We start from the raw sequence: 26,238 nt of genomic DNA, 5'->3' as shown, positions 1-26,238 counted from the left end.
CTTTTAATCTTCCCCGAATAATATTTTAATGTTCACGTATGAATTTTCAAGCGCCTTCTGAATTTTAGCAGGTCCTTTCCATCGCACTTTAAATATTCCTTCTTTTTTTTCAGGTTTTAATTTACCCTCAAAATCGGTACTCATGGCATACCAATACACCTGTTTTAGTTTATTGACACCATTACGCTTAAAAACATGATAGGTGGTACGTATATAATTATCAATAACAAGCCCTCTAACACCAGTTTCTTCTTCAACTTCCCTTATGGCACATTCTTCAATTGATTCGCCTTTATCCAATTTACCCTTAGGCAAATCCCACTTATCGTTTCTGTAGATAAAAAGCACTTTTCCCTCTTTATTTTTAACCACACCGCCACCGGCAATTACTAGCGGAATTTTTTGAGTAAACTTTTTTAAAATTTCATCGTGATTAGGATGATAAATAAACGCTTCTTTCAACTTCCCCTTCCTCAATGCACTTATTGCCTCATCTATAGATGCTTGATTTAATGAAAAATACTCTCCATTTGTAGTGTCAGAGAGTTTATTTGTTAAAGTCAAAGGCAATTCATTAACAAAAACTTTATACATTTGCGTTATGGTTTTAGACAAAAATACTGCAAAAAAAACGGCAGAGCTACTGCTGCAAATTAATGCAATAAAATTGAAACCCGAAAATCCTTTCACATGGGCATCGGGGTGGAAATCTCCAATTTATTGCGATAATAGAGTTTTACTATCCTATCCTATCATCAGAAACTACATTCGCGATGAAATGGCTAAGCAGGTAGAACAACTTTATGGCAAACCAGATTGCATTGTTGGTGTAGCTACAGGTGCAATAGGAATAGGTGCTTTAGTTGCCGATAAACTAAATTTACCATTCGTTTATGTTAGACCAGAACCTAAATCTCATGGTCGTCAAAATCAAATAGAGGGGCATTTAGAGGCACACCAAACCGTTGTTGTAATAGAAGATTTAATAAGTACAGGCAAAAGTAGTTTAAATGCTGTAGACGCCTTAAGAGCTATTGACGCAAACGTAAAAGGTATGTTAGCCATTTTTACCTACGGTTTTGAAACTGCCGCCAATAACTTTAAAGAAAAAAATACAGAACTACACACGCTAAGTAGTTACGAATACCTTATTGAACAAGCGTCTGATACAGGCTATGTAAAAGAAGAGCAGTTAATTACATTAATGGAATGGAGGAAAGACCCTTCTAAATGGACAAATAAATAATTATGTTTATAGAAACACCAAAGATTCAGATATCTAAGAATACAGAAGACACTTTCAATTTCTTAAATGACTTGCCTAATTTTAGATTGTTAATGCCTGAAAACATTGAAAAATTTGAAGTTTTAAATGAGAATAGATTTCTTTTTGCGTTAAAAGGAATGCCAGAAATTGTTTTGGAAAAAAAAGAACAAACACCTTTCAAACAAATTGTTTTAGGTGCGGCCAGTGAAAAATTGCCATTTACTTTAACTGCAGATATTATTGAAGTAGATACTGATAAAAGTGAGGTTGTTTTAAGTTTTAAAGGTGAATTCAATGCTATGATGGCTATGATGATTAAAAAACCTATTACCAACTTCATAAATACACTCTCAACAAATTTGGCCAAAGTTTAATACAATAACTGTATTTCTTTTAACCCATATTCATGCAAATCGCCGTTTTCATGTTTTACTAGAAGATAACCGTCAATAGACACTTCTTGTATTGTTCCTTGGAACAGTTTATCATTTTGGTCTCTAAAAGAACTCATTTGGCCTATTTTAAATAAATGAGTATGGTATTGTTTAAATAATTCCTCTTCCATTGATTGAAATGGCCTGATTAAATTTTGATGTAAGTGTTCAATAACAGAATAAAAAACTTCATCTAGATTGTAATCTACACCCGTTATATTTTCTAATGACGACGCATGAGGTGCATTTTTAAATGATTTTTGATTAACATTTAATCCAAATCCTATTATACTTTGTTTTATTTTAGATCCAGAAATTACATTTTCTATTAGAATTCCTCCTATTTTACGATTACCTGACAGAATGTCGTTTGGCCATTTAATCCTCAAATCTGGTATTTCAAAATCTTTTAAACTCTCTATTATAGCCAACGATACACAAACACTTACCAAAAAGACACGTTGTATTGGCAGTTCAATATTTTTTTTCAAAACACTGAACGCTAGATTCTTACCTGGCTCAGACTCCCATTTAGCATTCAATTGCCCTCTACCTAAAGTTTGATTTTTAGTAGTTACTACCGTAAAATCTCCCAACTCTCTGTTTAATGACAAGTCTTTTAAATAGGTGTTCGTAGATTGCGTGGCATCAAGTTTGATTATTTGCATTTACTGTTCTTATTGTGAATCTATAATGTAATGTTAAAAACTAGACCTAAAAGAACAAAAAAATAATAACTTTGTAAAAACTAAAATTTTTGAATGCAGGAAAGTAAAACTAGCAAAGATGAGTTAATTGCATTAATAATTCAGGGAATTGACGAAGTAAAAGGTCAAAACATCAACCTATTAGATTTAAGAGAAATTGAAAATACCGTATGTGACTACTTCATAATATGTAACGGTACTTCAAATACGCATGTAAATGCTATTGTAGGATCTATCCAGAAAACAGTAAGTAAAGCAATACAAGATAAACCTTGGCACGTAGAAGGCGAAGACAATGCCGAATGGGTGCTCATGGACTACGTAAATGTAGTTGTTCACGTATTCCAAAAGCAAGTACGAGAGTTTTATGATATAGAAGGTTTATGGGGAGATGCAAAATTCACAACTATAGAAAGTAGCGTAAACTAATAAAAAAATAAAATGGCAAAAGAAAGCAAAACAAATCCGAAAAAACCAAAATTTAGTTCTTGGTGGATTTATGGATTAATAGCAGTATTACTAATTGGATTTCAGTTATTCAATAGTGATGACCTCGCTAGTACACAAAAGACGACTACTTCAGAATTACAACAGTATTTACGAAATGGTGATGTAAAAAAGATATTGATCATAACCAACACCAACCAGGCTAAAGTTTTTTTAACTGGTGAAGCTATTGCAAAAGAGGTGCATAAAGATGTGAACGAAAAATCTTTTCTTCCATCATCTGGTACCGTACCGCAGTATACTTTAGATTATGGTGACCTTCAAATATTTCAAAACGAAATAACTGAAATCAAAAAAGAAAATAATTTAGATACTATTATTGAATTTGGCAAAGAATCTACGGCCATTTTAGATTTCTTGTTATCGCTACTACCATTTGTATTGATCATAGGTATTTGGATTTACTTAATGCGTAGAATGTCTGGCGGTGGCGGCGGTGGCGCAGGAGGCCAAATCTTTAACATTGGAAAATCTAAAGCAAAATTATTTGACGAAAAAACGGACACCAGAACTTCTTTTAAAGATGTTGCCGGTTTAGAAGGTGCAAAAGAAGAAGTTGAAGAAATTGTTGAGTTTTTAAGAAACCCGGACAAGTATACTTCATTAGGTGGTAAGATACCAAAAGGAGCTTTACTTGTAGGACCTCCAGGAACAGGTAAGACCCTATTAGCTAAAGCCGTTGCAGGTGAGGCCAAGGTGCCTTTCTTCTCGTTATCTGGTTCAGACTTCGTAGAAATGTTCGTAGGTGTTGGTGCATCTAGGGTTCGCGACTTGTTCAAGCAAGCTAAAGACAAATCTCCTGCCATTATATTTATTGATGAGATTGATGCTATTGGTAGAGCAAGAGGTAAAAACAATTTTACAGGTTCTAACGATGAACGTGAAAACACTTTAAACCAGTTATTGACTGAAATGGATGGTTTTGGCACAAATACAAATGTTATTGTACTTGCAGCTACCAACCGTGCAGATGTCTTGGACAAAGCGTTAATGCGTGCAGGTAGATTTGACAGACAAATTTATGTGGACCTACCGGATATTCGTGAACGTAAAGAAATTTTTGAAGTTCACCTTAGACCTATTAAAACTGCAGAAACTTTAGATTTAGATTTCTTGGCAAGACAAACACCAGGTTTCTCTGGTGCAGACATTGCAAACGTTTGTAACGAAGCAGCATTAATTGCAGCACGTAACGAGAAAAAAGCGGTGACCAAACAAGATTTCCTAGATGCCGTTGATAGAATTGTGGGCGGTCTTGAAAAGAAAAACAAAATAATAACCCCTGGTGAAAAAGAAACTATTGCTTACCATGAAGCAGGTCATGCCACCACTAGTTGGATGTTAGAACATGCTGCTCCATTGGTAAAGGTTACTATTGTACCTAGAGGGCAATCTTTGGGTGCTGCATGGTATTTACCAGAAGAACGCTTAATTGTTAGACCAGAACAAATGTTGGACGAAATGTGTGCAACTATGGGAGGTAGAGCTGCAGAAAAAGTTATTTTTAATAAAATTTCTACTGGCGCATTAAGTGATCTAGAAAAAGTAACCAAACAAGCTAGGGCAATGGTTACCATTTACGGACTTAACGATGAAATAGGAAATATCACCTATTACGATTCATCTGGTCAAGATTCTTACGGTTTCTCAAAACCTTACAGTGAAGACACGGCTCGGAAGATCGATGCAGAAATTTCTAAAATAATTGAAGAGCAGTATCAACGCGCTATCAAGGTTTTAACTGACAATAAGGATAAACTTACAACTTTAGCAGAAAGATTGTTAGAGAAAGAAGTTATCTTTAAGGAAGATTTAGAAAAAATATTTGGTAAGCGAAATTTTGAAAAAGATATTCTGGCCTTAGAGAACGAAAGAAAACTTAAAGAAGAGGAAGAGAATAACAAATCTTCGGACGAACAAGAAATTACAGAGAATAAATAAAATTACAGTACTTTAGAACTGTAATTATTTCAACAACATAAATGGGATTTTTAGATATTTTATTTGGTGGTGGCAAGAAAAAGGTTTCGAAGGAGACTGCGGAAACGCGCGGCGATCATATGCCAGATTTAAATATTCCTGTTGATGAAAAATTTACGATTCATTTTAAACAAAATGGAGGTAAATTTATTTATTGCGATACTGAGGTTGAAGTTTCAAGAGCCATTCAAAATATTGTGGTAGAAAATAATTGGGAAAGCGAGCCTTTCTTTATCCTTAATGAAAGGCTATCCCAAAAATTTTCTAAAGAACCGATCACTTTCACGGGAAACTCTCGTGAAAGTGAAGTTTTTTTTACCACATGTGAACATCTTATTGCCCAAAACGGAAGTATTCTAGTATGCTCCAATCAACTATTGGAGAAAAAGGTAAATGAACTTCCTAGTAATGTAGTAGTTTTTGCCACTACTAGCCAATTGGTAGAATCTATAGGAGAAGGGCTAAAGACCATTAAGAAAAAATATGGTCAAAAAATACCAGCCAATATAACTACCTTAAAACACTTTAAAGCTACAGCAGAAAACTCCGATGATTTTCTAACGTATGGTAGTAGCACTAAAAATCTTTATCTTTTACTACTGGAAGATTTATAGTATGAAAGAAATTTTAAGAAGGTCATTAACAGGGGCTGTCTACATTATATTATTGTTGTCTGCAGTCTTTTTGAGCTCTGATGCTTTCGATTTTTTATTCATGACCTTTGGGTTAGCTTGTTTATACGAGTATAAAAAATTAGTCCATTTAAAAGGCTATCATATATTTGCAGCTTATTTGGCGTTATGGTGGGCTTTCATTTATTTAGTAAAAGACCAAGAAATTATCAATATTTTAATGGTCATTACTATTGTAATTGATAGTTACCTTCTCATCAACCTTTTTACAAAAAAACCGATTAAATTCAACACTCCAATGAAATTTATAGTTGGACTGTTCTATATAGGCGGAGGATGCATTTTTCTAACCATGATACCTTATAAAAATGATGCCTTTGCCAAATTATTGATCATGGGTATTTTTATTTTAATTTGGGTAAACGACTCATTTGCATACCTAGTAGGAAAAAGTATCGGTAGCACTAAACTTTTTCCTTCAGTTTCTCCAAAAAAAACTATTGAAGGTACTATAGGAGGCTTTATATTTGCACTGGCAGCAGCTTATTTAATGGCTACTTTTGAGGCGCTAATAAGTCCAATACAATGGATGATACTTGCAACCGTTATTGTCATTGCAGGTAGTTTAGGCGATTTAATTGAATCTAAATTAAAAAGAACGGCAGGCGTTAAGGATAGTGGCGCTATTTTACCAGGACATGGTGGCATGCTAGATCGTTTGGATAGTTTGGTCTTTGCGGCACCATTTGCATATTTAACTTTAAATATTTTTAGTTATGTTTCATAAAGAGGGACAAAAAATAATATTGTTTTCTTTTTGTTTAGTAGGGATCAGTGTACTCCTAGCTCATTTCTTTATTGAATTGGCATGGTTGAAATTGACCATTCAACTATTGGGCTTAATACTTTTGATAATCATTCTTCAATTTTTTAGAAATCCGAAAAGATTGGCCGCTAAGGATTTTAATGAAATCCTAGCCCCAGTAGATGGTAAAGTTGTAGTGATCGAGGAAGTATTTGAAAAAGAATTTTTTAAAGAAAAAAGAAGACAAGTTTCTATTTTCATGTCTCCTGTAAATGTTCATGTTACCAGATACCCTGCCAGTGGTACCATTACATTCTCTAAGTATCACCCTGGTAAATTCTTAGTTGCTTGGCACCCAAAATCAAGTGAAGAAAACGAGCGAACAACAGTAGTCATAAAGACACCAAAATTTGGCGAAATATTATACCGTCAAATAGCAGGTGCGCTGGCTAGGCGTATTGTAAATTATGCCGAAAAAGGAGAAAGCGTACAACAAGGTGATGATGCCGGATTTATAAAATTTGGGTCTAGAGTAGATTTATTTTTACCTTTAGATTGCCAAATTAATGTACAGTTAAACCAAAAGGTAAAAGGAGCGGAGACTTGTATAGCTACTTTTGTTGATCCAAATGAGCATGAAGAAATTACGTATTGAATTTGAGGAGACCGTTACTTTAGTCAATAATTTTACTGAACCTATCCCGGCAGATATACTTTTAAAATTGTATGCCTATTACAAAATAGCCAATGCAAACTTTGACAACCCAGGCAGCAAAACCCCTCTCATTAATGCTTTTAAAGCTAATGCATTGTTTCAGGCTAAAAACATGTCTAAGAAGGAGGCAATGCGTTCTTACATTAAACTAGCAAACAAAGAGTTAAAATAACAACTATTAATTGCTCCATATTAACAAAGACTGTTTAATTTTTTTATAAAGACCACCACTAGGCGTAGTTTCTTAAAAATCTAACTATGTAATTCTATATTAGCCATACAGATCTTCTAGATCAGCATTACATAAAGAACAAAAAAGTTCATCTAACTTCTCACAAACATCATTGAAAAAGCGTTCTCCTTTTTCCGAAGAGGCAAATTCAGGATTTCCTATACCGGTATCACTGCTTACCTTAGACCAGCGACGTTCTGCCCAAGCCCAACCTTCGTTATACGCATTTATTTTAAATTTTTTAGCTCTACCACTACCCCATTTGTCTTTTGACAATACCAAATCTGGTCTTAGATAAAGCATAAGACTCGTTTCCATCTCATCGGCATGATCACCTTCTTCTTTAAAATATTTAGACTTATCCAACATAGGAGGAAAAAAGCAAAAACTAATAAACATATCAGGAAAAAGCAAGCCCAATTCTCTTACTATAGGCTTAAAATTATTGCCTCCATGGCCATTAAACAATAGTAATTTATAAATACCTTGCCTATTAAGTACCGTCACCAAATCTTTTAAAATAGCCAACTGCGTAGACGGGTTTAGATTCATATCTAAATAGATATCACTTTGTCCAGTATTTACACCGTAAGGTATGGTTGGTAAAACAATGACTTTTTTACCTCTCTCCCATGAAATACCAGCAGCGGACTCTACCATACTTTGTGCTTGATAGTTATCTGTGCCATATGGCAAATGATAGTTATGTGCCTCTGTAGCACCCCAAGGCAATATGGCTAAATCAATTTGTTCATCTTTTAGATGGTTCCAATTGGTTTCTGCTAATATATACGGTCTTATCATAGAATTAAAGATAACATTAAAGCATAAAAAACCCTTGTTATTTACAAGGGTTCGTATTTTTATTTTAAAAAATGGCCTGTAAATATGTGCTTTACAGTACCTTTTTACCTGAAATGATGTTATAAAGAATTACAATAACTGCTATCACCAATAAAATATGAACTAAGCTACCGGTTGCAAGACCAGGAACAATTCCTAACATTCCCAATAACCATATAACTATACAAATAACTGCTACTAACCATAATAGACTTCTCATAATGTGTGTTTTTTAGATTGTTTATACCGTAAAATTAAAGGGATTACCCTTGTCCCCTTAACTCAAATCAATTGATTACTAGCTCAAAATCAGAACTCTACTAAACATACACATAACTACAAGCCTTATTTATTTTAATTTTTCTCTGAAAAATGTAATAGTTCTTGACCAAGCCAGTTCTGCTGCCGGCTCATCATACCTAGGTGTAGACGTATTGTGAAAACCATGATGTACTTCTGGATAGAAATAAGCTACATTCTCTTTATCTAATTCATTTAGCGCCTTTTCATAGGCTGCCCATCCTGCATTTACACGTTCGTCCAAACCTGCATATTGTAACATTAAAGGTGCATTTATATTTTCTAAACCTTCTGTTGGCTGACCTCCATAAAAAGGTACTGCAGCTTTCAAATCAGGTACTTTTACAGCCATCATATTAGAAATCCATCCACCGAAACAAAAACCTACTACTCCAATTTTGCCATTACAGTCCTCATGATTCTTTAAATATTCAAATGCTGCTATAAAATCTTCTAACATTTCGTTTCTATCTCGCGTTTTCTGCATTGCACGACCTTCATCATCATTACCAGGATACCCACCTAACGGACTCAATGCATCTGGAGCAATGGTTATAAACCCAGCCAAAGCTGCTCTTCTCGCTGTATCCTCTATATATGGATTCAACCCCCTATTTTCATGTACCACCACTATACCCGGTAATTTTTCTTCTGCAGATTTTGGTTTAGATAGCAATGCTTTTATTTTACCTCCCCCTTTGGCTGAATTATAAGTAATAAAACTTGAATCTAAATCGGGATTGTTCTTATCAACCAAATAAGTATTCTCATAATCTGGCATTAAAAAACTCATTAGTGATGGCACTGTAAGACCGCCTACGGCATACAAAGAAAGCTTCTGTACAAAGTCTCGGCGTTCTAATTTATTATGCGCATATGCATCATAGAGGTCAAATACCTCTTGTTTGATATCTTCTTTTTTCAATGGTTTCATGTTCTTGGCTATTATATTCTATTTAAAAATACGAAAACAACATGGTCGCCTAAATGCTTTTAACAATATAAAAAGCCTCATTCCCAACTAAATAGGAATAAGGCTTCATTTATCTAAGCGATTAAAGTATTATCCTAAACTCGCCAAACTTTTTTCTAAAGTTTCAATTTTAGCTTCGGCATCTGCCAACTTTTGGCGCTCTATAGCAATTACCTTTTCAGGTGCATTGTTTACAAAGCGCTCATTAGAAAGTTTTTTCTGAACTGACATCAAAAAGCCTTTGGTATATTTTAGCTCTTCGTTGATCTTAACGATTTCTGCTTCTATATCAATGGCACCTTCCATTGGCACAAAGTATTCGTTACTTTTTACGCGGAAGGTCAAAGCCCCTTCTAATTGCTCTGTTACATAGCTGACTTCTGAGATATTAGTCAGTTTAGATATAACAACATCCCAACGGCTACTTGCCGCTTCAGAATTTAGAACCGATAATTCCAACGATTCTTTCATCGGAATGTTCTTATTTTTTCTAATGGTTCTTACCCCTGCAATTACCTCAGCAGCAAAATCGAACTGCGCTATTAATTCTTCATCAATATTACCTACAGTAGGCCATTTTGCTATGACCAATGCCTCACTTTCGTCTCTCGTTGCAATATGTTGCCAAACTTCTTCTGTCAAAAATGGCATAAATGGATGCAATAATTTCAGGTTCTGCTCAAACAACTGGATTACCTTATCAAAAGTAGTTCTATCAATAGGTTGCTGGTAGGCAGGTTTTATAATCTCTAATAAAGAAGAACTATAATCGTCCCAAACCAATTTGTATATGGACATTAAAGCATCTGAAATACGGAACTTGCTAAAATGATCTTCAATCTCCAACAAGGTCTTATTCAACTTAGACTCATACCACTCCAAACCAAGCTTTGATGCTTCTGGTTGTGGAATATCTGCAATTTCCCAACCTTTTACCAATCTAAAGCCGTTCCAGATTTTATTGGCAAAGTTTTTTCCTTGCTGGCAAAGATCTTCATCGAACATTAGATCGTTACCTGCTGCCGAACTTAATAACAAACCAACTCGTACCCCGTCAGCGCCATAATCCTCTATCAGTTTCAAGGCATCAGGTGAGTTACCCAGTGACTTCGACATTTTTCTACGTTGCTTATCCCTAACCAATCCGGTGAAGTAAACATTTTCAAAAGGCTTTTCTCCTCTAAACTCATACCCGGCAACAATCATTCTAGCTACCCAGAAAAATAAAATATCTGGACCTGTTACTAAATCATTTGTTGGGTAGTAATAATTTATCTCTTCATTATCAGGCTCCATAATACCACCAAATACACTCATTGGCCATAACCACGATGAAAACCAAGTATCTAAAACATCCGCATCTTGTCTTAAGTCACTTTCTTGCAAATCTGATTTTCCAGATTTTTCTTTTGCCAGTTTTAATGCATCTTCCAAATTAGCCGCTACAACAAAATCTTCTTGTCCATCACCAAAATAAAAAGCTGGTATTTGTTGTCCCCACCATAATTGTCGTGAAATATTCCAATCGCGAACATTCTCCATCCAATGACGGTAGGTGTTTTCAAATTTCTTTGGATGTAACTTTACATCTCCACTTTCCATTACCGCCTCTAAAGCAGGTTTTGCCAAATCTTCCATTTTCAGGAACCATTGGTCAGATAGTTTTGGCTCAATAACAGCCTTGGTTCTTTCTGAAGTACCTACTTTATTAATGTGAGTCTCCGTTTTTACCAAAACCCCAAGTTCTTCCAGTTCTTTAGAAATCTCTTTTCTTACCACAAAACGATCTTTACCCTCATAATGCAATCCGAAACTATTTAAGGTTGCATTATCATTAAAAATATCGATAGTTTCTAGGTTATGTTTTTCTCCTAATGCTTTATCATTGATATCATGAGCTGGTGTAACTTTCAAACACCCGGTACCAAATTCCACATCTACATATTCATCTTCAATTATTGGTATTACCCTATTGCAAATTGGTACAATAACCTTTTTCCCTTTTAAATGCGTAAAGCGCTCGTCATTTGGATTAATACATATAGCAGTATCCCCTAATATCGTCTCTGGTCTTGTAGTAGCAATGGTTACTTTTTCATCTGAACCTTCAATAGCGTATTGCAAATAATACAACAAGCCTTGTTTTTCTTCATAGATAACTTCTTCATCTGACAAAGTTGTCTGAGCTTCAGGATCCCAATTCACCATTCTATACCCCCGGTATATTAAACCTTTGTTGTAAAGATCAATAAATACCTTGATTACACTATCATAGCGCTCTTGATCCATTGTGAATGCAGTACGGTCCCAATCGCAAGAACAGCCCAGTTTCTTCAACTGTTCAAGAATAATCCCGCCATACTCATTTGTCCAGTCCCACGCATGTTTTAAAAACTCATCTCTGGTAAGATCGTTTTTATTGATGCCTTTCTCTTTTAATTTTGCAACAACTTTTGCTTCCGTAGCAATAGAAGCATGGTCTGTGCCTGGTACCCAACATGCATTTTTACCTAAAAGACGTGCACGCCTGATCAATACATCTTGTATGGTATTGTTCAGCATGTGACCCATATGTAATATACCGGTGACGTTTGGCGGTGGTATTACAATACTATATGGCTCTCTCTCATCTGGTACAGAATGAAAGTAGCCGTTTTTCATCCAGTAATCATACCATTGAGATTCTGTGGATTGCGGATTATATTTTGAAGGAATTTCCATTTTTTGGAACAGTTTTTGAATAAAAATATTATTGGGTTATTAAAAATAAAGCCGAATTGACAATCTAACGGTCATTTCAGCTGAATTTTACCTGTAATTAAATACGAAACAAAAATAAGTAACGTTAGAGTATAACAAAAGGATTTTGAGGTTGATCTGAAAAGATTTAATTTTGATTTCCACCCAAAATTAAAAATGATGAAAAAAATAGTACTTGTATTATTTGTAGGCTTACTAGGATTTAGCTTGACCGCACAAGATGCTGCTGCCAAAATAGAATTTAAATCTGAAACCGTTGATTATGGTGAAGTCGCTAAAGGATCCAACGGAGTAAGAGTTTTTGAATTCACGAACACAGGAACAGCGCCGCTTATTGTAAGCAAGGTAAGCTCTAGTTGTGGTTGTACCATTCCAAAAAAGCCAGAAGATCCAATTTTACCTGGTAAGAAAGGTGAAATTCAAGTAAAATATGATACCAATAGAGTTGGTCCTATCCGCAAAGCAATTACGGTTATTTCTAACGCTGACACTCCTACAAAGGTTTTAAAAATCAAAGGAGAAGTTAAAGCATCTACCGGCACCAAATAAGAGATTTCTTTAGAATAAAAAAAGCCCAACTGAAAAGTTGGGCTTTTTTTATTCCTGTTATTGTTCATCAAATAATGGTTTTAATACAAAGCTAAAGAGCAGATCGCTATCATACCTCTCTACCAAAACCTTGATTTTTTTATCTTTTTTTAAATTAAGCATTTGCATGATTTCCTGTAGTTTATAGCGATGAATGCGTTTACCGTTCACTGCCAAAATGACATCACCCTCCCTGAGCCCTGCCGAATGCGCCGGACTCCCCTGCCGTATTCCGGAAACAATAATCTCTGGCACCAAACTTAACCTTGTAGCCCCTTGTAGAATCATCTGCACATTACCGTAAGTTTTAGCATTGCTATGTACTACCCCGTTAGAATTGGTTATTCGTTCAGAAACATAACGCATACCTGCATGCTGTAAGTCAATACCGCTAATATTATACTGAAACATTTTACTGAAATTGGCATTCTTGCTCATTATTAATTTCTCATTTTTATAATCAAACACCACATTAAAACGTTTTATCACCTCACCACCCAAGCTACCGTTTCTGGCACCAAAATCTGATATCGTATTAAAAGTCTCCATATCAGGGAAAGCAACCTTTGCATCACTCAATACAAAATCTGAAATCTTCAGATGACTAATTTTAGCCCGCTTCCCAAAAATATCACCTGCCAAGCCCTTTCCTAAAAAATCTTGATAGTGCTTTTCCGGTAATTGAATTCTTTCATCTTCAAATAACCAAACAGCATCGCTACTACCGGTATCCATTAATAATTTCACAGGTATCTCTTCGGTTTTATTAAGCATCACAAAAGCATCTAAATAAGCCTTCTTTTTAATAACCGATATATCTACCACCCTAGTCTTCTTAGATTTTTTGTATTTATAACGTTCTGGATCATGAAATTTTATAGATTGCTTTATATAGTTAATATCAACAACAAAATCTCTAAATAAGTCATAACCTATAATACCATGAACAGGTACACCAAGGCTTGGTGAGAAGTTAATACCCGCATCCATCACTACATAAATGTTCTGAGAAGTATTCTTGACACTACCTAACCGAACAAAATTTCCGGTAGATTTTAATGCATTAATAGGGTCCCCTTCCCCTAACCCATTAATTGTAATTTCCGTAACATTATTTAATTGAATAGAATCTTGATCCGCTAAATTGAATAATATTGGTGTACCAACACCAGAATCTAACACAAAAGATAACTCCGTTCCATTAACATCAATGGGTATTATCATAAGATTGTTTATTAACTGAAACTTGATTTTGTCAAATTTTTTTCCGGCAGGTAATTGGTACGTTTGGGCAATTCCTGAAAAAGAAAAATAACAGAATAGAAGTATTGATAGCACAGTGTATTTCTGTAACATAATCTTTATGAATTAGTTAACCCTTTTTAAGGTACACAATAATTTGTTACAACACTCAATTTTAACATTACAGGTAAAAAACAAATAAAACCCCAATTACTTTGTAAGTACCATAATCATTTATCACTTTTGTGAAAAATTCAATTTATATGCCATCTGTTTCAAACAAGGGGCTTACTATGCCTCAATCACCTATAAGAAAGTTAGTTCCGTTCTCTGAAAATGCAAAAAAGAGAGGTGTTAACGTCATTCATTTAAACATTGGCCAACCAGATATTAAGACTCCTCAACAAGCTTTAGATGCTGTAAAAAATAACAATCTTAATGTATTGGAATACAGCCGCACCGAAGGTTCAGAGACCTTTAGAACTAAAATTGCGAAGTATTACATTAAAAACGATATACAAGTAAGTGCTACAGATATCATTGTAACCACTGGTGGCTCTGAAGCATTGTCTTTTACAATGAATACTATTGCAGATACAAATGATGAAATCATTATACCAGAACCGTTTTATGCCAATTACAATGGTTTTGCGACGGCTTGTGGCGTAACTGTTGTTCCTGTAGTTGCTAAGCTCGAAGATAACTTTGCCCTACCTCCGATCGAGGAATTCGAAAAATTAATTACGTCTAGAACTAAAGCTATTTTAATATGCAACCCTGGTAACCCAACTGGATATCTATATAGTAAAGAAGAAATTCAAAAATTAGCGGTTTTAGTAAAAAAGCACAACATTTTTTTAGTTGCCGATGAAGTATATAGAGAGTTTACTTATGACGATAAGACCCATACCTCTATCTTAAAGGAAGAGGGATTAGAAGAACATGCCATTGTCATTGATTCGGTTTCTAAAAGATATAGCATGTGTGGTGCACGCATAGGCTATTTGGTCTCTAAGAACAAGGAGTTTATGGCCACAGCAATGAAATTTGCTCAAGCAAGATTATCACCACCTACCTATGCACAGATTGCAACCGAAGCGGCTTTAGATACGCCTGATAGTTATTTTGCAAAAGTAAAGGAGGAATACGTTGCAAGAAGGAATATACTAATTGCGGAGTTAGAACAAATTGAAGGTATTAAAATTGCTAAACCTCAAGGCGCATTTTATTGTATAGCGGAACTACCTATTAAAGATGCCGATCATTTTGCGCAATGGCTGTTAGAAGATTTTAATTTAGACAATGAAACTGTCATGGTAGCCCCTGCCGCAGGATTTTATGCTACTGAAGGATTAGGGAAAAACCAAATAAGGATTGCTTATGTTCTTGATCAAGAAAGTTTAAAAAGAGCTGTACTCATACTAAAAGAAGCGCTTAAAAGTTACAAGGGCTAATGATCGTACATGAACATTTTTCCCTAAAAAATTACAATACTTTTGGTATTGATGCTACAGCAAGATTCTTTGTTGAAGTTAGGTCTATTGAAGAATTACAAGATATTCTGGCCAACCAAGACTATGACCGAAAGATAATTATTGGTGGAGGAAGCAATATGTTGCTTTCAGATAATATTGAAGCCCTGTTTATTCACGTTGATTTAAAGGGAAAGAAAATTGTATCAGAATCTGCCGATAGCGTACAAGTAAAGGTGATGGCTGGCGAAAATTGGCATGATATGGTCATGTGGGCTCTTGACCATAATTTTGGAGGATTAGAGAACATGTCTTTAATTCCTGGCAATACAGGTACTGCGCCCATACAAAATATTGGTGCATACGGTGTAGAACTGAAAGATTGCTTTGTTAGCTGTGAAGCTGTTAGAGTAGCAGATCAAGAATTAGTTACTTTAACTAAAGAAGAGTGCAAATTCGGTTACCGAGATTCATTTTTTAAAAATGAAGGTAAAGATCAATTTGTAATTACTTCCGTTACCTTTTCGCTTACCAAAAAAGAACATAAAATTAATTCTGGTTATGGCGCCATTGAACAACAATTAGAGAAAGAAGCAATTTCAAACCCCACTATTAAGGATATTTCTAATGCAGTTATTGCCATACGACAAAGCAAATTGCCTGATCCAAAAGTTCTTGGCAATAGCGGTAGCTTCTTTAAAAACCCAATAGTTGAAAAAGAAATATTTGAAAAATTTGTAATAAAAAATCCAAATGCTCCCTTTTACAAAGTATCAGATGACTATTATAAAATACCTGCTGGCTGGCTAATTGAGCAATGCGGATTTAAAGGAAAACGTTTTGGTGATGCCGGGGTTCATAAAAATCAAGCCTTAGTACTTGTAAATTATGATACAGCAACTGGAAAAGATATACTAGACTTAGCAGCAAACATTATAGATGCAGTGAAAACAAAGTTCAATATTGAGATAAGTCCAGAGGTTAATTTAATAAAATAGCCCCTGTAAAAATTACAGGGGCTATTACCAAACCAAACCAACCAAAACAAAGTGGGCAGTTACCAGCCGACCACTTATTCAATATATATTTTTAGAAAACGCATCCTTAACAATCAATTTTATAATTTAGCGTTTAAACATATACGGTTCAATGTTAGCATTTGGATGTCCATTTTAAAAAAAATATGTACATCTTTTAAATTATGAGCACTCTATTAGAAAATCATATTGTTGAATTACTACAAGAAAGAAACGAAAAAGCAATTTCTCTCTTGTACGATAATTATGCCGACACCTTATTAGGTGTAGCAAATAAGGTGGTGCGTGATCCAGATCTAGCTCAAGATGTGGTTCAAGAATCTTTTGTTAAAATTTGGAAAAAAGCAGATTCATACGATCCTAAAAAAGCAAAGCTATTTACTTGGTTGTTTAGAATTACACGTAATACCGCTATTGACAAATTAAGAAGTGTCAACACAAAATCTGATAAAGAAATCCAAATAGACGTTTCTGACGTATATACTTTAGGTGTTGAAAGTACAAGGCCAGAGTTAATGGATGTGAGAGAACATCTAGACAAAATTGAAGAGAAATACCAAATTGTCTTAGAAGCTCTTTTCTTTCAAGGTATGACCCAACAAGAAGCTAGTGATGAGTTGGACATCCCTTTAGGAACCATTAAGTCTAGATTAAAGATAGGTTTACGCGAATTAGGCAAAATCTATGGCCCTGCCTTAATTACCATAATATTAAATATTGTATTATGAAAGACAAAATAAAAATTTTCCTCGATTCCGATCTATTAGAAAAGTATCTTTTGGGAACAACTACCGAGCTAGAAAGCCTTCAGGTAGAGCGTTATATTGCTATGTACCCAGAGGTTAGGGAAACGTATAGTGAATTACAGGATAATCTTGAAATCTTCGCTAAACTTCACGCTATTGAAGCACCACAAGGATTAAAAGATAAAATCAATTCTAGAATAAAAGCTGAACGAAAGGGTAGAAAAAGGTTTTATAGCTATGCTATTGCTGCTAGTATTACCGCTATTATGTTCATTGGTATCTCTACTTTTTTCTGGAACCAAAATCAAAGTTTACAAGAAGAAAACAGTGTTGTTAGCAATAAAATAAAATTGCTTGAAGAAAACATGAAAGAGCAGTTAGAAGATGTACGCAATCAGTTCATCGTTCTAAATAATCCTCAAACAAAAAAATATAATGTTAAGGGAAATAAAAAAGCAAAGGACTTGAAAGCTGTTGCTTATATAAACCCGGTTAAGAAGTTATCATATATTAACGTAAGTAAATTACCTCATATCCCAGAAAGCCAGTGTTTTCAAATGTGGGCAGAGGTTAACGGTAAAATGATCAATCTAGGCATTATAGAAGAAGCCGGTGATCAACAAAAGCTGTTGGCCTTACCTTATGCCGAAAATGCCGTTGGTTATATTACCATAGAACAAAAAGGTGGTAACCACGCCCCTAATGTAGAAAATATAGTTGCGAACATAGCGTACTAAGCTTTCACACATAAAGTATTCTTAAAGCCCCATTTTTGGGGCTTTATTTTTTATCTTTGTTTAAAATTTAGCATATGAAACTAGTATTACTGACCATTGGGTTGTTAGCATTGGCTTTTGCAGGTATTGCAATTAAAATATGGTCTAAAAAAGATGGAGAGTTTGCAGGAACCTGTGCAAGCCAAAGTCCTTTTTTAAACCAAGACGGACAAGCATGTGGTATGTGTGGTAAAATGCCCAGTGAACAAGATTGTAAGAAAGATTTAATCTCAGAATAAGCTTACTTCATTTTTAGTAACATACGCTTACCAAAATCAATATTTGAACAACATAGATACTTTAGAAGAAACCATTATCAAAGCAAAGCAAGGCAAACAAATTGCCTTTAGCCGTTTGCTAGATATGTTTTGGAACGATGTTTACGGATTTCAATTAAAGCGTACCGAAAATGAGAATGATTCTGAAGACATCACCATTCAAGCATTTTCAAAAGCCTTTGATAAAATAAATACCTATAACGATTCATACGTATTTAAAACTTGGTTAATAGCCATTTCTAAAAATATACATATAGATTTAGTTCGAAAGCGAAAAAGGAGCTTATTAGACACCAGAAGTAATTCTGATGCCATAACAAGTGCATTAGACGCTACACCTTCTATGGAAGATCAGTTAATTCAAGAACAGAATTTAGCAGATTTACTTAGAGATATTAAAAAACTAAAGCCTCATTACCAAGCCGTTATCAACCTTAGGTATTTTAACGAGTTAAGCTATGCCGATATTGCCGCGCAATTAAACGAACCTATAAACAGCGTCAAAGTAAAACTTCTAAGAGCTAAAAAACTACTCTCAGAAATTATTAAAGAGAGAAAGTAAACCACAGCTAAAAATAAATTTCTCATTATCTAGAACTCATTTGTGTAGCGGGAAATTCTGCTTTATCCCCACTTTATAAGTTCGTATATTTGCCTTAAAATTTAAAGCATGTCTACAGTTTTAAAAGAAAATGTTGCTCCACCAAAAGGAAAACCGAAATGGCTTAGGGTAAAACTACCTACGGGTAAAAAGTACACCCAGTTAAGAAGTTTGGTAGATAAGTATGACCTACATACTATTTGTACCAGTGGTAGCTGCCCAAATATGGGTGAATGTTGGGGAGAAGGTACCGCAACTTTTATGATCCTAGGTAATGTTTGTACCAGGTCATGCGGTTTCTGCGGAGTTAAAACTGGTAGACCAGAGAATGTTGATTGGGCAGAACCTGAAAAAGTAGCTAGATCTATAAAAATAATGGGCATTAAGCATGCGGTTATTACTTCTGTAGATCGAGATGACCTTAAAGATATGGGCTCAATAATTTGGGCAGAAACCGTTAAGGCTATCCGTAGAATGAACCCGACCACAACTTTAGAAACTTTAATTCCTGATTTTCAAGGTATAGAAAAGCATTTAGATAGAATTGTAGCTGTTTCTCCAGAAGTGGTTTCCCACAACATGGAAACCGTTAAAAGACTTACTAGAGAGGTACGTATACAAGCTAAATACGAACGTAGCCTTGAAGCGCTCAACTACTTGAAAAAACAAGGAATCAACAGAACCAAATCAGGCATTATGCTAGGTCTTGGCGAACATGAAGATGAAGTAATTACTACATTGGCAGATTTACGTAACGCAGATGTTGATGTGGTTACTATAGGTCAGTACTTACAGCCGTCTAAAAAACATCTTCCTGTTAAGGAGTTTATTACTCCTGAACAATTTAAGAAGTATGAAGACATAGGTCTTGAAATGGGCTTTAGACATGTTGAAAGCGGGGCTTTGGTGAGATCTTCCTATAAAGCACACAAGCATATTCTATAAAGCTCAAAGTCTATACTTTTAGTTTTTTAGCAACTTTTCTAAAGCATATATATAGTTCTCATTTTATTGAGACTATGAGTATTAACAAAACACATCCAGCAATAACCAATGCATAAACTGAACATAGGCATTAATGGTTTTGGAAGAATAGGCAGAACCCTATTTCGCCTTATGCAAACACATGAAAATCTAAATGTGGTTGCAATTAATGATTTAGCAGATACCCGCACACTATCCCATTTATTAAAATATGATAGTATTCATGGTACTTCGCCACTCAACATTACACATGACCAAAAACATATCATCGTTAATGATAATGCTATTGTTCTATATAATGAAACTCATCCTTCTAAAATAAACTGGTCCAATTCTGCTGTTGATGTAGTTGTAGAATGCACCGGTAAATTCAAGGATAGGGAAACCTTATCTTTTCATATTAAAAATGGCGCCAAGAAAGTTATTTTGTCCGTACCTCCAACTGAAGATGACATTAAAATGATTGTCTTTGGGATCAACGAAAATACGTTGACAAAGTCTGATGACATCATATCAAATGCATCTTGTACTACAAACAATGCCGCACCAATGATAAAGATAATCAATGATTTGTGCGGTATTGAACAGGCCTATATCACAACCATTCACTCTTACACAACCGATCAAAGTTTACATGACCAACCCCATAGAGATTTAAGAAGAGCTCGTGCGGCATCACAATCTATTGTACCTACAACCACAGGTGCAGCTAAGGCCTTGACCAAAATATTTCCCGAACTAGCAGATACCATAGGAGGGTGTGGCATTAGAGTACCTGTCCCAAATGGGTCATTAACAGATATTACTCTTAATGTAAAAAGAGCTACAAGTATTGAAGAAATAAATTCTACTTTTGAAAAAGCGTCTAAAAACCAATTTAAAAATATAGTACATTACACAAGTGACCCTATAGTTTCTATAGATATAAACAATAGTTGTTACTCTTGTACGTTTGATTCTTTAATGACCTCTGTCATCGGCAAAATGGTTAAGATTATTGGCTGGTACGATAACGAAACCGGCTATAGCAATAGGATCATAGATTTGATTAACTTTATTAGTATTAAAAATTATATTTGAAGATTTTATTTTTAAATAAAGCCCTAAAAATCTTAGCAGTCCCCTTAATTATTTTGGCGACTACGACTGCTTTATACTCACAAAATCTAGTTCCAAAAAACGATATACAACCTTATTTTGATCAAGCAAGAATTTTTAAGAATCAAGATAAAATTGACCTTGCCCTTGAAACACTAAATACAGCCGCAAATGAAGCTGAGAAAAATGAAGATATCAAAGGTCTAATAGATAGTCTACATGAACTTGCGCTAGTATATTTAAAAATTGATAAAGAAGGTGATACTGAATTTTATTGGGATCGTGCAAGTGTGCTATTAAAAGATATTGCTTACCCTTATGGAGATGGCATGCACAAATATATAGAGGCCATCCTGTTACATAGAAGTAACAGAAATTTCCAAGCATTGTTCATGCTCAACGAAGCCAAACAGCTTAATAACGATCGTAACTTTTATAACAATTTGTTATTGATAGAAGCTAAAGTATATTTGAGTTTAGAGAAATATGACAGTGCTACGAAAAATTTAAACTCCCTTATTGTAAATACTGATCTTTACGAAAAAGAATACCTTACCACGCAAGCATACCTAACACTTGCTGCTTTAAATTTAAAAATCGATAATTTATCCGAAGCCGCAAAAAATGGCGAAAACGCTCTAAACCTGGCTCTTGATAACGGATTTTTAGAAGACATTAAAAATGCCAATACGCTATTATCATCAGTATATGAGAGACTAGGCCTTTACCAGAAATCGCTCGTAAACACACAAAATTTAGTACAACTAAAAGATTCAATTTTTAATATTGACAAAAATATAATTGAAGCTAAGACTGCAGATAAAATCAGAGATGATTATAAGACTGAAGAAATTGCACGCCAAGAAAAGAAAATAGAAGAACTTACGGAATCTCAAAACAGGTCTGAACTTACCGCTATATTAACCTCTGCGTTTTTAATCATTATCTCATTATTAGCCGTTACCTTATATAGAAATAACCAGATAAAATTAAAAACAAACGATCTTTTACAGACTAAAAATAAAGAGCTACAAATTGCTAGAGACGGTGCCGTACAAGCCATGGAAGCAAAAACAAACTTTCTTTCTACTGTAAGCCATGAACTTAGAACTCCCTTATATGCGGTTACGGGACTTACTCATCTATTACTAGAGGAAAACCCAGAAGAGCACCAAAAGGAACATTTAAAGGCATTAAAGTTCTCAGGTGATTACCTTTTGAATTTTATTAATGACATTTTGCACATCAACAAAATTGATGCGAACAAGTTAGAACCTCTAAACATGGAGTTCAACCTTAACAAGGTCATTAATGAAGTTATCAATTCTTTGGGACAAAGTGCCAAGTCCAATAAAACCAACCTAACTTTAGAATACGATTCAGAAATACCTAACAATCTTTTGAGCGACCCTTTAAAACTCTCTCAAATTTTCATGAACCTTATTGGTAATTCTATCAAATTCACCAAAGGTGGCGATGTAAAGGTTATCGTTAAATTATTAAATAAGGTTCAAGACGAGGTTACAATTTATTTTGAGGTAAAGGATAATGGTATAGGTATTTCTAAAGAAAAGCAAAAAAGTATTTTTGAAGGCTTTGAACAAGGCTCCATTCAAATCAACAGAGAATATGGTGGTACTGGCTTAGGTCTTACCATTGTAAAAAGTCTCTTAAGTTTATTTAATAGTAAAATTGAACTTGAGAGTTCTTTAGATGAAGGTAGTGCTTTCTTCTTTGAGATTAAGATGAAGAGTATTGACAATACCTCAGAAGATATAGCATTTGAAATTACCCCTAAAGACTATGACTTTACGGGTCTACATTTACTAATTGTTGAGGATAACAAAATAAACCAGGTTATTACCAAAAAAAATGCTTTCTAAGCGAAATATGACCAGTGATATTGCCAATAACGGTCATGAGGCAGTTACGGCTGCTCAAGAAAATGTATATGATGCTATACTTATGGACATTCATATGCCAGGTATTAGTGGAGAAGAAGCCACTGTTCAAATCAGAAAATTCAATCAAGACACACCTATAATTGCCTTAACAGCTATTTCTTTAGATGATAGTTTAGAGAGTTTCTATGCCGCAGGTTGTAATGATGTGGTAACCAAACCATTTAAACCAGATGTGTTTTATCAAAAAATAGGCGAGAACATTTTTGACAAGAAAGCTAAGAAGTCGTTATCATAAATTCCGCTAATTCGTTTTTTAAACGTTCGTCATTGTTATCAAAAAATTCATGTTTCACTTCTATATAGTGTAAGCCTATTATCTTTGATTTTAAGCGTACGTAATCCTTTTCTGTAGTAAGAATACAATCTTTACTTTTTAAAAATTCAATTTCTTGGTCCGTAAAAAAATGGTGATCCTTATATTTTAAATGTTCAAAACTGATTCCTTCCAATCTCAAAAATTTTTCCAAGGGAACAGGATTTGCAATACCTGTCACCAATGTCACCTTTTTTCCTTTCAGGGCATCTAAAGACAACGCTGTTCCTTTGAGCTCTTTATTATAAGACAAATAGCTGAACAATACTTTTTGATGGGACTTAGGGTTCATACTAGCCCTAATTTTGTCCTTTTCCGATGATGTTAAATTAACCGGACACTTTGTTACTATTATCACATTTGCCCTACTCGCCTCTCTTTTAGAATCTCTTAAATTACCCGTTGGTAAATACCAATCATTCACATATAAATTGTCATATGAGGTCAATAGAATAGATAAGCCTGGCTTTACTTTTCTATGCTGAAAAGCATCATCTAATAAAATAACATCTGGTTTGATCTTTTGCCTAAGTTGAGTGACCCCATTTCTTCTATCGGCATCAACAGCAACGGTTATATCAGGAAATTTAGACTTTAATTGAAAGGGTTCATCACCCAAGTCTTCAACACTGGTTTGTTCATTTGAAAGCAAAAATCCATTTGATTTCCTTTTGTACCCCCTACTTAAAATAGCCACCTTATATTTCCCAGAAAGTTCACGCACCAACAGCTCGATCATTGGTGTCTTTCCTGTACCACCCACACTTAAATTACCTACGCAAATAGTTTTTGTTGCGAATGATTTAGAAGAAAATATACCCAAATCATACAAGCGATTTCTAAGAAATACGATAAAACCGTAGCTTAATGAAATGGGAAAAAGAAGTTTTCGTAATACCTGCATCGGAACGAAATTATAATAATTTATCTTTGAATATCTTATTTTCTTATAAAATGACTGTAAAAGACATTACCCAAATCCTAGAAGAATTTGCCCCACTGACCTATGCAGAGGATTTTGACAACGTAGGTTTACTAGTTGGCAATGCTTCTAATGAAGTAAGCGGAGTACTAGTTACCTTAGACACTTTAGAGAATGTGGTAGAAGAAGCCATTGCTAAAAAGTGTAATATGATCGTAAGTTTTCACCCTATTATTTTTGGAGGATTAAAAAAAATTACGGGCAAAAATTATGTAGAACGTGTAGTAATCAAAGCCATTAAAAACAATATTGCCATCTACGCTAACCATACCGCATTAGATAATGCAAAAGAAGGTGTAAACGCAAAAATATGTGAAGTACTAGGGCTTTCTAACACCAAAATACTTCTACCTCAAAAAGGCACCATCAAGAAATTGACTACCTATATACCTAAAGCTAATTTGGAAGAGGTGAAAAATGCAGTGTTCAAAGCTGGCGCCGGTAACATAGGAAATTATTCTGACTGTAGTTTCACCGTTGACGGTAATGGCACTTACAGGGCTAATGAAGATGCTAACCCAACAATAGGAAGCATTGGCACTTTACACACAGAAAATGAAACGATGCTAACATTTGTTTTTGGCAAGAATGAAGAATCTGCCATTATTAAAGCCCTACTGTCTTCTCACCCCTATGAAGAGGTTGCTTTTGATATACAAACTATAGAAAATACCAACCAACATATTGGTATGGGCATGGTAGGTGAATTGAACGAAGAAGTTAATGAAACCGATTTTTTGGACTATTTAAAGCTTAAAATGAATGCCAAATTGGTACGTCATTCCAACTTTTTAAATAAACCGATTAAAAAAGTAGCTGTACTGGGAGGTAGCGGATCTTTTGCTATTGGAGCGGCAAAAGCTGCCGGAGCAGACGTTTTTGTTACTGCAGACCTTAAATACCATCAATTTTACGAGGCTGAAAACCAAATAGTTTTGGCAGATATAGGACACTTTGAAACTGAGCAGTTTACAAAAAACCTTTTAGTTGATTATCTTACAAAAAAAATTCCTAATTTTGCAATCCATTTATCGGAAAGTATAACAAATCCCATCAATTATTTTTAATATGGCAAAAAAAGAAGATTCGTCTGTAGAAGCAAAGTTAAGAGCATTATATGATTTGCAATTAATTGATTCTAGGGTTGATGAAATAAGGAATGTTCGTGGTGAACTTCCTTTAGAAGTAGAAGACTTGGAAGATGAAGTCCTTGGCCTAAAAACGAGAATGGATAAACTTAAATCTGATTTAGAGAATATCAATTTCGAAATCGGTGCTAAGAAGAACCTTATTGAAGAAGCAAAGGCTTTAATTAAAAAATACGGCGAACAACAAAAGAATGTTCGTAACAGTAGAGAATTTAATTCTATCAGTAAAGAATTAGAGTTCCAGGAGTTGGAAATTCAATTAGCTGAAAAGAACATCAAAGAATTCAAAGCTCAGATCGATCAGAAGAAATCTGTTATTTCTGAAACTAAAGAGCGTTTATCTGAGCGTGAAGCACACCTTAAGCATAAGAAAAGCGAATTGAACGCTATTCTTGCTGAAACTGAGAAAGAAGAAAAAGCATTGCTAGAAGAGTCTATCAAATTTCAAGATAAAATTGAAGAGCGTTTGGTAAAGGCCTATGCACGTATTCGTAACAATGTTAAGAACGGTCTAGCTGTTGTACCTATTGAAAGAGGTGCTTCTGGAGGTTCTTTCTTTACCATTCCACCTCAAGTTCAAGTTGAAATTGCTTCAAGAAAGAAGATTATAACTGATGAACATAGTGGTCGTATATTAGTTGACCCTACTCTTGCTGAAGAGGAAAGTGAAAAAATGCAAAAAATGTTCGCTAAATTATAATAGCAAATATTCAACATATTAAAAAAGCCATCTATAAAAGATGGCTTTTTTTGTATTTCTGTCCCGTCCTGAAATAAGTTGACACAAAATCGACTTATTTATGAAACATCCAATTATTACGGTAAACAAGCGTACCCAACGCGATTATAATCTA

The 26,238-nt window shown here is 34.6% G+C and carries 29 protein-coding genes; 21 read left to right on the top strand and 8 right to left on the bottom strand.

Going from position 1 to position 26,238, the window contains the following annotated elements:
- Positions 1-3: 3 nt before the first annotated feature.
- On the bottom strand, positions 4-594 hold the full coding sequence (locus BW936_RS18205) for an NUDIX hydrolase (protein WP_076551193.1): 591 nt from the start codon (positions 592-594) through the stop codon (positions 4-6).
- Between the two features lie 7 nt (positions 595-601).
- Here BW936_RS18205 and pyrE point away from each other — a divergent pair, with 7 nt between their 5' ends.
- Positions 602-1,246 carry an orotate phosphoribosyltransferase gene (pyrE, locus tag BW936_RS18200; protein WP_076551066.1) on the top strand — a complete coding sequence of 215 codons (645 nt, stop codon included), beginning with the start codon at positions 602-604 and terminating at the stop codon, positions 1,244-1,246.
- A 2-nt stretch (positions 1,247-1,248) separates the two neighbouring features.
- The gene (locus tag BW936_RS18195) at positions 1,249-1,641 is read left to right on the top strand and encodes an orotate phosphoribosyltransferase (RefSeq protein ID WP_076551064.1); all 393 of its coding nucleotides are present in this window, start codon (positions 1,249-1,251) and stop codon (positions 1,639-1,641) included.
- Here BW936_RS18195 and BW936_RS18190 read toward each other — a convergent pair.
- Positions 1,638-2,369: a biotin--[acetyl-CoA-carboxylase] ligase gene (locus tag BW936_RS18190; protein ID WP_076551062.1), complete on the bottom strand. Its 732-nt coding sequence runs from the start codon at positions 2,367-2,369 to the stop codon at positions 1,638-1,640. The two genes, BW936_RS18195 and BW936_RS18190, sit on opposite strands and share 4 nt — an antisense overlap.
- A 93-nt stretch (positions 2,370-2,462) precedes the next feature.
- On the opposite strand from BW936_RS18190, the gene rsfS reads away from it, so the two are divergent.
- Genes rsfS through BW936_RS18160 form a run of 6 tightly spaced genes read left to right on the top strand, consistent with a single transcriptional unit; the run spans position 2,463 to position 7,219 of the window.
- Positions 2,463-2,837: a ribosome silencing factor gene (rsfS, locus tag BW936_RS18185; protein WP_076551061.1), complete on the top strand. Its 375-nt coding sequence runs from the start codon at positions 2,463-2,465 to the stop codon at positions 2,835-2,837.
- A 12-nt stretch (positions 2,838-2,849) separates the two neighbouring features.
- Entirely contained in the window at positions 2,850-4,856 is a 2,007-nt protein-coding gene (gene ftsH / locus BW936_RS18180) for an ATP-dependent zinc metalloprotease FtsH (protein ID WP_076551060.1), read from the top strand.
- Between the two features lie 41 nt (positions 4,857-4,897).
- Entirely contained in the window at positions 4,898-5,509 is a 612-nt protein-coding gene (locus BW936_RS18175) for an LUD domain-containing protein (protein WP_076551059.1), read from the top strand.
- Position 5,510: 1 nt separating this feature from the next.
- A complete protein-coding gene (locus BW936_RS18170) occupies positions 5,511-6,314 on the top strand; it encodes a phosphatidate cytidylyltransferase (RefSeq protein WP_076551058.1) in 804 nt (267 codons plus the stop codon).
- Positions 6,304-6,987, top strand: a complete 684-nt coding sequence (locus tag BW936_RS18165; protein WP_076551057.1) for a phosphatidylserine decarboxylase family protein — start codon at positions 6,304-6,306, stop codon at positions 6,985-6,987. Before BW936_RS18170 ends, BW936_RS18165 begins: the two co-directional genes overlap by 11 nt.
- Positions 6,962-7,219, top strand: coding sequence for an acyl-CoA-binding protein (locus tag BW936_RS18160; protein WP_076551056.1), 258 nt, complete (start codon positions 6,962-6,964; stop codon positions 7,217-7,219). Before BW936_RS18165 ends, BW936_RS18160 begins: the two co-directional genes overlap by 26 nt.
- Positions 7,220-7,318: 99 nt before the next feature.
- Here the strand turns inward: BW936_RS18160 and BW936_RS18155 are convergent, their stop codons facing one another.
- The 4 genes from BW936_RS18155 to BW936_RS18145 form a co-directional block, all read right to left on the bottom strand.
- Positions 7,319-8,083: a creatininase family protein gene (locus BW936_RS18155; protein ID WP_208611142.1), complete on the bottom strand. Its 765-nt coding sequence runs from the start codon at positions 8,081-8,083 to the stop codon at positions 7,319-7,321.
- A 91-nt stretch (positions 8,084-8,174) separates the two neighbouring features.
- Positions 8,175-8,342: a lmo0937 family membrane protein gene (locus BW936_RS19545; protein WP_143744221.1), complete on the bottom strand. Its 168-nt coding sequence runs from the start codon at positions 8,340-8,342 to the stop codon at positions 8,175-8,177.
- 129 nt (positions 8,343-8,471) lie between these two features.
- Positions 8,472-9,356 (bottom strand): dienelactone hydrolase family protein, encoded by an 885-nt coding sequence (locus BW936_RS18150; protein ID WP_076551054.1) that lies wholly within the window; start codon positions 9,354-9,356, stop codon positions 8,472-8,474.
- 129 nt (positions 9,357-9,485) lie between these two features.
- A complete protein-coding gene (locus BW936_RS18145; protein ID WP_076551052.1) occupies positions 9,486-12,116 on the bottom strand; it encodes a valine--tRNA ligase in 2,631 nt (876 codons plus the stop codon).
- A gap of 195 nt (positions 12,117-12,311) precedes the next feature.
- Here BW936_RS18145 and BW936_RS18140 point away from each other — a divergent pair, with 195 nt between their 5' ends.
- Positions 12,312-12,704, top strand: a complete 393-nt coding sequence (locus tag BW936_RS18140; protein ID WP_084182140.1) for a DUF1573 domain-containing protein — start codon at positions 12,312-12,314, stop codon at positions 12,702-12,704.
- A gap of 57 nt (positions 12,705-12,761) precedes the next feature.
- Here BW936_RS18140 and BW936_RS18135 read toward each other — a convergent pair whose 3' ends face one another.
- The gene (locus BW936_RS18135; protein ID WP_244156272.1) at positions 12,762-13,967 is read right to left on the bottom strand and encodes an aspartyl protease family protein; all 1,206 of its coding nucleotides are present in this window, start codon (positions 13,965-13,967) and stop codon (positions 12,762-12,764) included.
- A gap of 281 nt (positions 13,968-14,248) precedes the next feature.
- Between BW936_RS18135 and BW936_RS18130 the strand changes: the two genes are divergently transcribed.
- The 10 genes from BW936_RS18130 to BW936_RS20010 all read left to right on the top strand — a co-directional run bounded on the left by BW936_RS18130 (position 14,249) and on the right by BW936_RS20010 (position 23,176).
- Positions 14,249-15,439 carry a pyridoxal phosphate-dependent aminotransferase gene (locus BW936_RS18130; RefSeq protein ID WP_076551047.1) on the top strand — a complete coding sequence of 397 codons (1,191 nt, stop codon included), beginning with the start codon at positions 14,249-14,251 and terminating at the stop codon, positions 15,437-15,439.
- On the top strand, positions 15,439-16,455 hold the full coding sequence (murB, locus tag BW936_RS18125) for a UDP-N-acetylmuramate dehydrogenase (protein ID WP_076551045.1): 1,017 nt from the start codon (positions 15,439-15,441) through the stop codon (positions 16,453-16,455). The genes BW936_RS18130 and murB overlap by 1 nt, the downstream gene beginning before the upstream one ends.
- Before the next feature lie 203 nt (positions 16,456-16,658).
- On the top strand, positions 16,659-17,222 hold the full coding sequence (locus BW936_RS18120) for an RNA polymerase sigma factor (RefSeq protein WP_076551043.1): 564 nt from the start codon (positions 16,659-16,661) through the stop codon (positions 17,220-17,222).
- Positions 17,219-17,977, top strand: coding sequence for an anti-sigma factor domain-containing protein (locus tag BW936_RS18115; protein WP_076551041.1), 759 nt, complete (start codon positions 17,219-17,221; stop codon positions 17,975-17,977). Before BW936_RS18120 ends, BW936_RS18115 begins: the two co-directional genes overlap by 4 nt.
- Positions 17,978-18,051: 74 nt before the next feature.
- Positions 18,052-18,255, top strand: a complete 204-nt coding sequence (locus BW936_RS18110; protein WP_076551039.1) for a membrane or secreted protein — start codon at positions 18,052-18,054, stop codon at positions 18,253-18,255.
- Positions 18,256-18,298: 43 nt separating this feature from the next.
- Entirely contained in the window at positions 18,299-18,856 is a 558-nt protein-coding gene (locus BW936_RS18105) for an RNA polymerase sigma factor (protein WP_076551036.1), read from the top strand.
- Between the two features lie 108 nt (positions 18,857-18,964).
- Entirely contained in the window at positions 18,965-19,840 is an 876-nt protein-coding gene (gene lipA, locus BW936_RS18100; protein WP_076551034.1) for a lipoyl synthase, read from the top strand.
- Positions 19,841-19,948: 108 nt separating this feature from the next.
- A complete protein-coding gene (gap, locus tag BW936_RS18095; RefSeq protein WP_076551031.1) occupies positions 19,949-20,959 on the top strand; it encodes a type I glyceraldehyde-3-phosphate dehydrogenase in 1,011 nt (336 codons plus the stop codon).
- On the top strand, positions 20,956-22,860 hold the full coding sequence (locus tag BW936_RS18090) for a tetratricopeptide repeat-containing sensor histidine kinase (protein ID WP_244156271.1): 1,905 nt from the start codon (positions 20,956-20,958) through the stop codon (positions 22,858-22,860). The genes gap and BW936_RS18090 overlap by 4 nt, the downstream gene beginning before the upstream one ends.
- Complete coding sequence (locus BW936_RS20010) at positions 22,850-23,176, top strand: response regulator (RefSeq protein ID WP_244156270.1); 327 nt, start codon at positions 22,850-22,852, stop codon at positions 23,174-23,176. Before BW936_RS18090 ends, BW936_RS20010 begins: the two co-directional genes overlap by 11 nt.
- On the opposite strand, the gene lpxK is transcribed toward BW936_RS20010, so the two are convergent.
- Positions 23,157-24,158 (bottom strand): tetraacyldisaccharide 4'-kinase, encoded by a 1,002-nt coding sequence (gene lpxK, locus BW936_RS18085; protein WP_076551028.1) that lies wholly within the window; start codon positions 24,156-24,158, stop codon positions 23,157-23,159. The genes BW936_RS20010 and lpxK overlap by 20 nt on opposite strands.
- A gap of 50 nt (positions 24,159-24,208) precedes the next feature.
- On the opposite strand from lpxK, the gene BW936_RS18080 reads away from it, so the two are divergent.
- Complete coding sequence (locus tag BW936_RS18080) at positions 24,209-25,303, top strand: Nif3-like dinuclear metal center hexameric protein (RefSeq protein WP_076551184.1); 1,095 nt, start codon at positions 24,209-24,211, stop codon at positions 25,301-25,303.
- A 1-nt stretch (position 25,304) separates the two neighbouring features.
- On the top strand, positions 25,305-26,084 hold the full coding sequence (locus tag BW936_RS18075; RefSeq protein WP_076551025.1) for a zinc ribbon domain-containing protein: 780 nt from the start codon (positions 25,305-25,307) through the stop codon (positions 26,082-26,084).
- Positions 26,085-26,238: the final 154 nt, after the last annotated feature.

It is taken from the genome of Maribacter ulvicola, from assembly GCF_900155985.1.
Lineage (GTDB): Bacteria > Bacteroidota > Bacteroidia > Flavobacteriales > Flavobacteriaceae > Maribacter > Maribacter ulvicola.
The sequence above is the reverse complement of the archived record's forward strand: the minus strand, read 5'-3'. Positions and strand labels throughout refer to the sequence as shown.